Source organism: Nonomuraea sp. CX421 (genome assembly GCF_059358955.1).
The window spans coordinates 285,943-297,496 of the sequence record NZ_JCADBK010000005.1 but is presented as its reverse complement, the minus strand read 5'-3'; the positions used below and the strand labels follow the sequence as shown (position 1 = coordinate 297,496).

Below are 11,554 nucleotides of genomic sequence, written 5' to 3'. Positions count from 1 at the left end.
GGAGGCTCCCCGCTCTGTGCGCCGGGTGATTTGGGCGCTGTCAGTCCCAGGCGGCGGGGTCGGCGGCGAGCTGGCGGACACGCTCGGGGAGGGCGCCGCCTGCCACCTGCTCCAGCGTGACCTCCTCCAGGATCGACCGCTCGGTGGCGCGCAGCGCGATCCACACCTGTTGCAGCGACTCGGCGGGGCCACGGTAGCCGACATGCTCGGGACGCTCGCCGCGGACGTTGGCCAGCGGCCCGTCGACCGCCCTGATCACGTCGGCGAGCGAGATCTCCGCAGCCGGCCTGGCCAGCACGTAACCCCCTTCGGGCCCTCGCTGGCCACGCACCAGACCGGCACGGCGCATCTGGAGCAGGATGTTCTCCAGGTATTTGGGCGGCATGTCCTGCTCTTTGGCGAGCTCGCCCACCGTGGTCGGGCCGGCCCCGGCGGCGGCGAGTTCGGCGGCGGCACGGAGGGCGTAGTCGACCCGAGCGGAAAGGCGCATGTTGTCGATTATCCCTCCTGGTCAACAGTGGTTAGCCGCAACGTCGTCAGAACGGGCAGATGATCGGAGTACGGCAGACGCGGAACCTGCGCGGAAACCGCGGTCACACCCGGGCTGATCAGCACGTGGTCGATGCGCTTGACGGGCTCCTCGGCCGGTGAGGTGGGCGGATCACCCAGCGCGATCAGCGGATCGGACAGGCCGGCCGCCTCCAGTACCCGCATCTCGGGATCGGCCGGTTCGGTGTTCAGGTCGCCGGCCAGGACGACCGGCCTGGGCGCGCCTCCGGAGGTCCGCGCGTCGCCGGCCTGCCCGGCCTGCCCGGCGTCGAGCCCGGCGGCCAGATCGCGCACGATGGCCGCCACCTCGGGCGCCTGCCCGGACGGGGCCTGCAGGTGGGTGTTCACGATGCCCAGCTCCCTGCCTCCCACGTCCAGGACGGCGGCCTGGGCCTGGGCGCCCGTTGGGTAGTCGTGCCGGCCCAGCTTGTACGAGGCGATGCTCTTGATCGGCAGGTTAGTGAGCAGGGCGTCGCCCCACAGGTTGTCGGCGGCCGGGGCGAAGTGGTAGCGCATGCCCAGCCCACGGGCGATCCGGGCCAGGTCGTCGTGGCCGCCGTTCAGCAGCCAGCCTCGGTCGACCTCGCTCAGCAACACCACGTCCGGCCGCTGGGCCGCTGCCCAGGTGGCGATGTCGTCCAGCGACAGCCGCCCGTCGAGCCCGTAGCCCATCCGGATGTTGTAAGTGATCAGCTTGACCGTGTCACCCTCGGCGGGCCGTACGGCGGGCTGGGGTTGCCAGGCGATGTTCGTCGCGACGAGAGCGATCAGGACGGCCAGCACGGTGTTCTGGCCGGTCGCCCAGGACCGAGGGGCGTGGGCGTGGAGCGGGGTCCGTGACGGCCGCAGGCCCACGGCGACGGCCAGCACCGACACCGCGATGGGGATCGCCTGATTCGGGAGGCCGAGGTCCAGGTCGTAGGCGGCGTAGTAGGCGAACATCGCCACCAGGAACACGATCCCGCCGCCGATCAGCGCCACCCCCTGCCGCCGGCCCCCGCTCCCGGTGCCCGACTCCCGTCCGGTGCCCGATCCGCGCTCGGTGCCCGATCCGTTCGGGGTCCCGGCGCCGGTCGCTGTCTCCGCCCGCGCCTCGGGTCCGGTCGTGTTGCCGGAGGGTTCGGGCCCGGCCTCGGCCCCTGATCGGGAGGAAGAGGTGATAAGGGGGGCGAGGCAGAGGATCGTCACCGCCGCGGCCACCGAGCCCACGCCCGGCCAGGGCATCGTGAACAGGCTCGCCGTGGCCGCCACCAGCCCGAGACCGCAGGCCAGGAGGACGGCCGGCCGGTGCCTCGGCCGCAGGGTCGTCGTGATCGCGGCCACGGCCGCCGCGGCCACCGGCCCGACGCCCAGCGCGGTCCACACGAGTGAGGGCCCTTCGGCCGCCTTGGTCCAGGAGGTGGCGGCCATCCCGAACAACAGCAGGGCCGGGCCGAACAGGAACCAGGTGGCGGCCGGCGCGGGCTCAGCCTTCTCGGCAGAAGCAGACATCCGCACCAGCGCCAGGAACGCGGCGCAGAGGGTCAGCACCGGGAGCCACGAGAACACCCCGTCCCGCCAGACCAGATCAGCCCCGTCGAGCACCAGATGCGCCAGGATCGAGAACGACAGGCCTCCCACGATCCCCGCGGGTGCCGCCGCTCTGGGCACGGCGCGGGCGCAGCCCGTGAGGAAGACGAGGCCGGCCGTGACGCCCGCCGAGGCGACGTACAACTGCTCGACGCCGGCCTGGAGCAGCACCCGCGCGAGGACGAGCGCCACCGCGCCGCCCAGGAGCGCCCAACGGGACGGCAGGAGCAGCGCGAGGAGCGGCAGCGTGAACCAGGTGGCCGCGTAGAGGCCCATCAGCTCGGGCGGGGTGGAACCCGCCTGCCCGAACAGCGTGATGAGCGACGGCAGGAACACGCGGAGCACGTCGAACAGGAGCACGATGCCGACACCCAGCATCAGGGCGGGCACCCGGGGGATGGTCATGAGCCATCCTCAGGTTCGACGCGACTCCGGGGCAAGGGGCGGCGGGCAGGATATCCGGCGACCCGGCAGGTTCGGGGGTCTGCCAGGCCGGCGGCGAGGCAGGCTCCCCGTCGGGGAGGCTGGCGGTCAGAGCTGCCATTCATCGCCGCGGAGCAGCTCGACCGTCGCGCCGTCGTGCCGGATGCCGGTGACGGTGACCTCGGGACCGCCGACCATGAAGTCGACGTGCACTCCGGAGGTGTTGACCCCGGCCGCGTCGAGCGCGGCGGCGTCCCGATCGCGCAGATCGGCCGGGACGCCGGGTGGCAGGCCGGCGCCCCAGGCGAGGTGGCAGGTGGCGTTCTCGTCCAGCAGGGTCTCGAGATAGGTCACGCCGGACCGGCCGACCGGCGAGGTGCCGTCGACGAGCGCCAGCTCACCGAGCCGGGCGGCTCCGGCGTCGGTCGCCTGGTGGGTACGCACGACGTCCGCGCCGGTGCTGGCCCGCACCTCGGTCACCACGCCCCCGGCGAAGGTCAGCTCCAGGTCGCGGATCACGGTCCCGGCGAGAGCGAGTGGCCGCGTCGACCGGATCGTGCCCTCCACCCGGCGGAAGTCGGGGGTGGTGAACACCTCCTCGGTGGGGAGGTTGGCCTGGAATCCGTGCCCCTTGACGGAGGTGAGCCGGGCCGCCGTCCAGTGGGCGCCGGGCAGCAGGCCGATGGTCAGGTCGGTGCCCGGCCCCTCGAACCGGACCCGGTCGAGGCGCAGCTCGGTGAGCACCTCCGCGCGGGCCAACAGCTCGGTCAGGCGCTCCTCCCAGGCGGCCCGGGGATCGGGGCGGTCGAGTCGGAGGATGGTGCGCAGGTGTCCCCACAGCCGTGCCTCGTCGGGCTCGCCGAAGACCGCGCGCGCCCATTCCGGCGTCGCGCACGGCACCACGGTCCACCGGACCAGGTTGCCGAGCTGTAGCCGTTGCCGCGAAGAGAGGTTGGGCATGCGATCCAGGCCCGACCGCACCGGGTCCTCGCCCGCGAGCAGGTCGGGGGCCGCGAAGCCGCGGATGTTGACGAGGACGCCATGGTGGCGCTCCAGCTCCTCGTTCCGCGCGTCCAGCCAGGACGGAACCTCGGCCAGCGTCGTCGCCTCCGCGTGGCGGACCCGGGAGCGCTTGGCGTACGGGTCGAAATACCAGATGTCGGCGTGGCGGGCGCCCCGGGCGTACGCCGCCTCGGCCAGGGCCCGGGCCAGTGGGGCGTGCTCGATCTCGGCGTTGATCAGCACGCGGTCGTCGGCGTGGATCGGCACGGCCACGTCGAAGACGATGTCGGCGTAGTCGGCCAGCTCAGCTGGGGTGATGGTCAAGGCTGCCTCCAGAGGGGACGACGGCTCGCGCGCGGCGAGCCATGGGGACGAACAACAGCAGCGCCAGGACGGACACCCCGCCCGCGATGGCGAAGCCGGATGCCAGGCCCAGCGACTGGGCGACGGCGCCGAGGGTGAGCGCTGCGGACAGGAAACCGAGGTCGAAGAACGCGGTCGTGGTGGCCACCGCGGAGCCGCGCTGCCCGGCGGGCAGGCCGGCGACCGCGATCGCCAGGAACGCCGGGAGCCCCAGCGCCTGCCCGGCCCCGATCACCGCGCTCGCGACCAGGGTCCCGGCCATCGAGGACCAGACGGCGAGCCCGATCAGCCCGGCCGCCGTGAGCGCGAGGGAGGCGAAGCCTCTCCTGCGCGGATCGATCCGGGCCAGCGGGCGGTGTCCGCCCAGCCGTACGGCGAGCAGCACGCCGCCGTAGACGAGGAAGTGGGCGCCGCTGGCCCCGTGACCGAGCGTCGCGACGTGCAGCGGGATGAAGGCGCTGAAGGCGGTGTAGCCCCACACCGCCGCGAGGTAGGCGAGGCCGGGGAGCACCGCCGCGCGGTGGACGAGTGGCCCGCCATCGCGCCGGCCGGTGGGTTCGGCGGGGTCTCCGAACAGCCAGGAAATGGCGGCCACGCCGGCGGCGGTGACGCCGGAGAGCACCCACACGGCGTCGAACCCGGCGGCGGAGTGCACGACCTCGGCCAACGCGGGCCCGGCGAGCAGGCCCACGTTGACGGTGATGGAGAACAGGTTCATCGCCGCGCCCGGACGCCCCTGGTCGCTCGCGGCGGTGGCCAGGCCGACGTAGGCCAGGGCCTCGCCGACGCCGGCCACGGCCCGGGATGACAGCAGCGCCGGCAGTGAGTCGGCGAGGAGCAGCGCGAAGGAGGCGCCCGCGAGCACCACGGCGCCGGCGCGGGCGGTCGCCGCGCGCCCCCAGCGGTCGGCCAGCCGGCCCGCGAGCGGCCGGGCGAGCACCGCCGTGACGGCCGCGGTCGCCAGGCAGACGCCCACCGTGCCCGTGCCCTGGCCGAGCGGGCCGGTGACGAACCTCGGGATCATCGGGATGAGCAGGCCGACCGACAGGAAGCACAGTCCCGTGCCCAGCAGCAGGGAGCGGCTCAACGATCGTCGCCCATCTCCAGGAGCAGGGCGGTCATGCTGACCTTGACGCTGTCGCCCGAGCGCGGCGGCCGCGCCTTGTCGTGGACCATGGCCACGGCCTGGTCGATCAGCCCGACGACCTCCTCCCATACCGACCTGTCCAGCCACACCTCCGCGTCCATGGACGTCCGCTGGGCGTGGGCTTGCTCCAGACGGCGAGCGAGGTCGGTGAACAGCGCCTCGTGCAGCAGTTGCCTGCCGGTCGAGCGGTCCATGCGCAGCCCGCTGGACGGGTCGTAGCGGTAGCGCCGCCGGGGCCGGCCCCGGCCGCCGGGCGACGGCAGCTCGTCGACCTGCTCCAGGAATCCGGCGTCGGCGAGCTGGCGCAGGTGGTAGCTGGCCGAGGCGTGGGCGATGTCCAGCTCCCTGGCGACCTCGGTGGCCGACATGGAGGCGCCGGTGAGCAGCGACACGATCCGGATCCGCAGCGGATTCGCCAGCGCCCGCAGCGGCACCAGCTCGTCCTTTTCCCAAGACATGTTGGGATTATGCCATTCCCAAGAGTTCTTTGGAAAGTCTGGAACGGGCGAAGAGCGCTAAACTTCCAACAACCTTTTCGAAATGACGGTGGGATACAGCGTGGAGCGACGTCCTGGTGTGCCCAGATTGCTCAGGGAGATCAACGACCGGGCCGCGCTGGAGCTGCTGCTCGCGACCGGGCCGATGACGCGGGGGCAGATCGGCGACCTCACCGGGCTGTCCAAGGTGACCGCCTCGCAGACACTCTCCCGGCTGGAGCAGCGTGGCCTGGTCCAGGTGGTCGGCACGCAGGCGGGCGGGCGCGGCCCCAACGCGGCCCTCTACTCCGTCATCCCCTCCAGCGCCTACGTGGCCGGGCTGGAGGTGGGGCCCGAGCTGGTCTCGGCCGCCGTCGCCGACATCCACGGCCACACGGTGGCGGAGGTGACGTTCGAGCCCGACGGCCAGGACGACCTGGTCCCCGTCGTCCACGATGCGATCATGAAGGCCTGCCGCAGCGCCAAGATCGGCGTCAGCAGGCTGCGCGGGGTGGTGATCGGCACCCCGGGCGTGGTCGACCCGCGCACCGGCGACGTCCGCTACGCCTTCGACCTGCCGGGCTGGCACGAGGGCAGCCACGAGGCGCTGGCCGGCGACCTCAAGCGCGAGGTCACGATCGAGAACGACGTCAACCTCGCCGCGATCGCCGAGAGGGTCGACGGAGCAGCCAAGGGGCGCGACGACTTCGTGCTGCTGTGGGCCAGCCGCGGCCTCGGCCTCGCGGTCGTGCTCGGCGGCAAGCTGCACCGGGGCCGTTCGGGCAGCGCGGGAGAGATCGGCTACCTGGCGGTGCCCGGCGTGCCGCTGCCCGCGGACATCCGCACCGCGCCGGGCCGGCTGCCCTCCCTCGCTGGCGGCCTGCAGTCGCTGGTCAGCGCCGAGGCGGTGGCCGAGCTGGCCCAGGGCTACGGCTTCGCGGCCGGCAGCGCGGGGGAGTGCGTCGAGGTCGCCCTGGCGGCCGGCTCCAGGGGCGAGCCGCTGCTCGACGAGATAGCCCACCGGCTCGCGCTGGGCGTCGCCGCCGTGTGCGTGATCCTCGACCCCGGCCTCGTGGTGCTCGCCGGAGAGGTCGGTCACGCGGGCGGCACCGCGCTGACCTCCCGGGTGGAGGAGGCGGTGGCCCGCGTCTGCCCGGTACGCCCGCAGGTGGTCACCACCGCCGTGACCGACCGCAACCCGGTGCTGCGCGGCGCCGTGCTCGCCGCCCTGGAGCAGGCCCGGGAGTCGCTGCTCAGGCCGTGAGCAGCTCCACGGCCGCCTGGGCGTTGGCCCGGGCCGCGCCGTACGTCGCGATGTAGGCGGCGCTGCCCGGCCGCCAGATCGGCAGCCCCATCTCGATCACCGTGGCGTCGGGGCGGGCGGTCACCAGGGCGGAGACGAGCGACCTGCTGGCCTCGTACCTGTGGGCGTCCTTGACCACCACGACCAGCGACCGCCGGCCGGCCTTGGCCAGCAGCGCGGCCACGTCCGCGGCGGCGGGCTCGATCCGGACGACCTCGGCCTGCGGCAGCCACGGCCCGACGCCCCACGGCACGTCGCCCACCGCGATGGTCGGCGGCGTGTCCACCTCGATCACCAGCGGCTCGACGAGTGGTGCGGTGGAGCCGGTGAGCCGCACCGCGCGGCGGGCGGCGTGCAGGCCCACGCCGTTCTGCTCGGCCGCCGGTTCGCCCGGGGCGGCGAACCAGGCGCGCAGGTCCGCCAGCCTGGCCGCGGCCTGCTCCAGTCTGACCGGCGGCAGCCGCCCGTCCTCCACCGCGGCCACGATCTCCGCGATGATCCGCAGCACGTCGTCGTAGCCGGGGCGCGGTCCCAGGCAGAGCAGGTCGGACCCGGCCGCGAGGGACTGGACCGCGCCGCCGCCCAGGCCGACGCCGCCGGTGATCGCCTCCATGTCCAGCGCGTCAGTGATCACCACGCCGTCGTAACCGAGCTCATCCCGGAGCAGCCCGGTCAGCGCGGCGCCCGACAGCGTCGCCGGCAGGTCGCCGGTCAGCGAGGGCACCGCCACGTGCGCCGTCATGATCGACCTGGTGCCCGCCTCGATCGCGGCCCGGAACGGCACCAGCTCCCGCTCGCGCAGCACGTCCGGCGTGACGTCCACGACGGGGATCGCCAGGTGGGAGTCGACCCGGGTGGCGCCGTGCCCCGGGAAGTGCTTGACGCAGGCGGCCACGTGGGTCGACTGCAGGCCCCGGACCGCGGCGACCGTGTGCCGGGCGACCAGGGCCGGCTCGTCGCCGAACGACCGGGTGCCGATCACCGGGTTGTCGGCCTCGGTGTTGACGTCGGCGTCGGGCGCCATGTCCAGGTTGACCCCGCAGGCGGCCAGCTCCGAGCCGATCGCCCGGTAGACCCGGTGGGTGAGCTCGACGTCGTCGACCGCGCCGAGCGCGGCGTTGCCCGGATACGGGCTGCCTACGTGGTAGGCCAGCCGCGTGACGTCGCCGCCCTCCTCGTCCAGCGAGACCACGGGCTCCCCGGCCCCCCGGAGCGACGCGGTGAGCGACCTCAGCTGGTCCGGGCCGGCCACGTTGAACCCGAAGAGCGTCACCCCGCCCAGGCCGTTCTCCAGCTCGCGCAACACCCAGCCGGGCGCCGTGGTGCCCTGGAAGGCGACGAGCAGCGTGCCGGCCGCGAGGCGGCGCAGCCCCCGATCACTCTGACTCATGGCTCCTCATCAGATGGAAGGTGTGCGGCGTCGGGCGCGGCGCGGTGCCGCGCGCCGTACGAGATCCGCGGGGTGTCAGCCCTTGACGGCGCCGGCCACCAGGCCGGAGACCATGCGGCGCTGCACCAGGAGGAAGAAGACGACGACCGGGATGGTCATCATCGTGGAGCTGGCCATGATGGCCCCCCAGTCGGTGCCCTTCTGCCCGAAGAAGAACTGGATGGCGACGGGCATCGTGTAGCCGGACGACTCGCTCATCAGGACCAGCGCGAAGATCAGCTCGTTCCAGGCGGTGATGAAGGAGAAGATGCTGGTGGCCACCAGGCCGGGCGCGACCAGCGGGAAGAGCACCTTCCAGAACGTGGTGAACCTGCTCGCCCCGTCGATCCAGGCCGCCTCCTCCAGCGTCTTGGGCACCGCGGCGACGAACGTGCGCAGCATCCAGATGCCGAACGGCAGCGTGAGGCCCACGTTCACGACGATCAGGCCGAGCAGCTGGTCGTACAGGCCGAGCCGCTTGACGCTGAGGAACAGCGGGATGAGCAGCGCCTCCGCCGGGATCATCTGCACGACCAGCAGCAGGATGAGGAACGTGTTGCGCCCCTTGAACCTGAACCTGGCCACCGCGGTCGCCGCGAGCAGCGAGAAGACCGCGCCGATGAGCACCGTGCCGAGCGCCACGATCGCGCTGTTGCGCAGGTAGACCCAGATCGAGTTGCCGGCCACGCCCTCGGTGAGCACCCGCTCGACGTGCTCGAAGGTGAAGTGGGTGGGGAACGGGATGAACTCGGTGGTGAAGATCTGGTCGTTGGCCTTGAACGCGGTCGAGACCATCCAGTAGACGGGGAAGATCGCGAACGCGAACACCAGGAGGGCGGTGGCGTTCAGGACGACCTTGCCGAGCCGTTTGCGGGCGAGGGGGGTCATCACAGGTCCTCCTGTCTGACCAGTTGCCGGACGTACACCGCGGTGACGATCAGCAGGATCACCGTCAGCACCAGGGCGATCGCCGCGCCCGACCCCATCCGGGGCGGCGATCGGAACGCCTCCGCGTAGGAGTAGACCGACAGGTTGAACGCCTCACGGTTGGCGGGGCCGCCCATGAGCACGTACAGCTGGCTGAAGACCTTGAAGTCCCAGATGATCGAGAGCACGGTCAGCACCGCGAAGACGGGCTTGAGCAGCGGGAAAGTGATCTTTCTGAACGTCCGCCAGGCCGACGCCCCGTCCACCTTGGCCGCCTCGTACAGCTCGGACGGAATGCCCTTGAGCCCGGCCAGCACCGACACCGCGATGAACGGGAAGCTCGCCCAGACGACGGTGAGGGCCAGCACCATGTAGATGGACCAGGCGTCGTTGAGCCAGGGCTCGCCGGTCCAGTCGGCCCGGCCGAAGAGCAGGCTGGACAGCCAGTCGGGCAGCAGGTTGAGCGCCCAGTTGATGATGCCGGCCTCGGCGTCGAACAACCATTTCCAGATGATGCCCTGCGCCACCGGCGGCACGGCCCAGGCGAACATGATGCCGACCACCAGGAACGTGGACATCTTGCGGCCGAGGTTGTTGAGCAGGACGCCCACGGCGGTGCCGACGACCAGCGTCAGCGTCACCGCGACGACGGCGAAGACGACCGTGTTGCGCAGCGCGGACCAGAAGATCTCGCTGTCGAAGATCCGGGTGAAGTTCTCCAGGCCCACCCATTCGGTCGGCCGCCTGCCGCTGATCTGCGCCAGGCCGACCTTCTGGAAGGCCATGATCCCGACCTGGACCAGCGGGTAGAGCAGCAGCGCCCCGATCACCAGCAGGCCGGGGATCAGCAGCACGTACGGGATCGACCAGACGGGCAGGCCGCTCGCCTTGGTCCGGCCACGAGGGCGGTGGGGCCGCCCCGGGGTGGAGGAGCGTTCTCCACCCGGGGCGAGCGTCGACATGTCGGTCATGGTCAGGAGGCGTTGAGGATGTCTTCGATTTCCTTGTTGGCCTTGGCCAGCGCCTCGTCGGCCGTCGCCTTGCCTTCGATGACCGTGCGGGCCGCGTTCTGCAGCACCGCCTTGGTCTCGTTGGCCTCGGTCCAGTTGGGGCTGGCCGGGAACGCCTTGGCCTTGGCGAAGGCGGCGGCGAACGGCGCCTGGGCCGGGTCCTCGGCCAGCTTGGCCAGGGCGTCCGGGTAGACCGGGAGCAGGCCGCCGTCGGTGGCGTACTTGACGCCCCACTCCTTGCCGGAGGCGAGCTTCACGAAGTCCTTGGCGGCGTCCTTCTCCTTGGCTCCGCCCCACACGGCGATGTCGTTGCCGCCGAGGAAGGACTGGGCCTCGCCGCCGTCCTTGGACGGAAGCGGGAAGAAGGCCAGCTTGTCGCCCTTGAGCTTGCCCTTGCTGTCCTCCTCGATGCCGGGCAGGTCCCACGACGCGGTGAGGTACATGCCGACCTTGTTGTTGGCGAAGCGGGTGCGGATGTCCACGGTGTTCTGGGTCAGCCGCGCCTTGCTGGACAGGCCGTCGGTCACCAGGCCGGTGTACTGCGCGAAGCCGGCCTTGAAGCCCGGCTCGGTCAGCTTGCCGACCCACTTGTCGCCCTCCTTGACGGCGTACTCGCCGCCGGCGGTCCAGGCGAGTGCGCCGAGCAGGTGGTTGGCGTCGGAGCCGCCGTTGAAGGCGAAGCCGTCGACGTCCTTGCCCTTCTCGGCCTGGATCTTCTTGGCCGCGGCGACCAGCTCGTCCCAGGTCTTCGGGGTCTCGAGCTTGAGCTCCTTGAACCAGTCGGCGCGGTAGAGGACCGCGCGGCTGCCGCCGCCCCACGGCACGGCGTACGTCTCACCGTCGATGGTCTCCAGGCCCATGAGGTTCTTGGGGATCTGGGCCTGGTCGCCGGCGCCGACGACGTCGGTGATCGGCTCCAGGGCGTCCTGGCTCTGCCAGAGGGGCACCTGGTCGTTGCCGATCTCGGTCACGTCGGGCCCGGCGCCGCCGGCCGCGGCGGCGGTGAACTTGTCGTTCACCTGCGGCCACGGGATCCACTCGACCTTGACCTTCGCGCCGGTCTGCTGCTCGAACGCGGCCACCAGCTCGTCGGTGTACTTCTGCGCGGCCGGGTTGCTGTCACCCAGGCGCCAGAAGGTCAGCTCCTTGCCCGCGTACTTGGGGCCGGAGGCGGACGCGGCCGTGCTCGGCTCCGCCTTGGGGGCCTCGCTGGAGCCGCAGGCGGCCAGACCCAGGGCCAGCGCGGCCGTGGTGACCGTAGTGGCTGTGATCTTCGCGATCTTCACAGGGTTCTCCCTTCCCGGGTGCTGGCCTACGGTCGGCACCTGGCTGAACGTCGATCTCGCGGACGAGTGC

General features: G+C 72.1%; 10 protein-coding genes. 1 reads left to right on the top strand and 9 read right to left on the bottom strand.

Translation table 11 applies throughout. The annotated features are described in order from the left end of the window. Nucleotides 1-40 precede the first annotated feature (40 nt). The 5 genes from AC5L3X_RS12790 to AC5L3X_RS12770 all read right to left on the bottom strand — a co-directional run bounded on the left by AC5L3X_RS12790 (nucleotide 41) and on the right by AC5L3X_RS12770 (nucleotide 5,511). On the bottom strand, nucleotides 41-490 hold the full coding sequence (locus tag AC5L3X_RS12790) for an RrF2 family transcriptional regulator (protein ID WP_189123641.1): 450 nt from the start codon (nucleotides 488-490) through the stop codon (nucleotides 41-43). Nucleotides 491-498: 8 nt separating this feature from the next. Next, nucleotides 499-2,523, bottom strand: coding sequence for an endonuclease/exonuclease/phosphatase family protein (locus tag AC5L3X_RS12785; protein WP_494857156.1), 2,025 nt, complete (start codon nucleotides 2,521-2,523; stop codon nucleotides 499-501). A 126-nt stretch (nucleotides 2,524-2,649) separates the two neighbouring features. Beyond that, nucleotides 2,650-3,867: an aminopeptidase gene (locus AC5L3X_RS12780; RefSeq protein WP_494857155.1), complete on the bottom strand. Its 1,218-nt coding sequence runs from the start codon at nucleotides 3,865-3,867 to the stop codon at nucleotides 2,650-2,652. Then, nucleotides 3,848-4,993, bottom strand: coding sequence for an MFS transporter (locus AC5L3X_RS12775; protein ID WP_494857154.1), 1,146 nt, complete (start codon nucleotides 4,991-4,993; stop codon nucleotides 3,848-3,850). The genes AC5L3X_RS12780 and AC5L3X_RS12775 overlap by 20 nt, the downstream gene beginning before the upstream one ends. Further along, nucleotides 4,990-5,511 (bottom strand): ArsR/SmtB family transcription factor, encoded by a 522-nt coding sequence (locus AC5L3X_RS12770; RefSeq protein WP_494857153.1) that lies wholly within the window; start codon nucleotides 5,509-5,511, stop codon nucleotides 4,990-4,992. The genes AC5L3X_RS12775 and AC5L3X_RS12770 overlap by 4 nt, the downstream gene beginning before the upstream one ends. A 100-nt stretch (nucleotides 5,512-5,611) precedes the next feature. On the opposite strand from AC5L3X_RS12770, the gene AC5L3X_RS12765 reads away from it, so the two are divergent. Continuing rightward, nucleotides 5,612-6,793: an ROK family transcriptional regulator gene (locus AC5L3X_RS12765; protein ID WP_189123645.1), complete on the top strand. Its 1,182-nt coding sequence runs from the start codon at nucleotides 5,612-5,614 to the stop codon at nucleotides 6,791-6,793. On the opposite strand, the gene AC5L3X_RS12760 is transcribed toward AC5L3X_RS12765, so the two are convergent. The 4 genes from AC5L3X_RS12760 to AC5L3X_RS12745 form a co-directional block, all read right to left on the bottom strand. Then, complete coding sequence (locus tag AC5L3X_RS12760; RefSeq protein WP_494857151.1) at nucleotides 6,783-8,222, bottom strand: glycoside hydrolase family 3 protein; 1,440 nt, start codon at nucleotides 8,220-8,222, stop codon at nucleotides 6,783-6,785. The genes AC5L3X_RS12765 and AC5L3X_RS12760 overlap by 11 nt on opposite strands. Nucleotides 8,223-8,297: 75 nt before the next feature. Beyond that, a complete protein-coding gene (locus AC5L3X_RS12755; protein WP_494857237.1) occupies nucleotides 8,298-9,149 on the bottom strand; it encodes a carbohydrate ABC transporter permease in 852 nt (283 codons plus the stop codon). Next, nucleotides 9,149-10,150, bottom strand: coding sequence for a carbohydrate ABC transporter permease (locus AC5L3X_RS12750; RefSeq protein ID WP_494857149.1), 1,002 nt, complete (start codon nucleotides 10,148-10,150; stop codon nucleotides 9,149-9,151). Before AC5L3X_RS12750 ends, AC5L3X_RS12755 begins: the two co-directional genes overlap by 1 nt. Nucleotides 10,151-10,161: 11 nt before the next feature. Then, entirely contained in the window at nucleotides 10,162-11,484 is a 1,323-nt protein-coding gene (locus AC5L3X_RS12745) for an extracellular solute-binding protein (protein ID WP_494857147.1), read from the bottom strand. Between the last annotated feature and the right edge of the window lie 70 nt (nucleotides 11,485-11,554).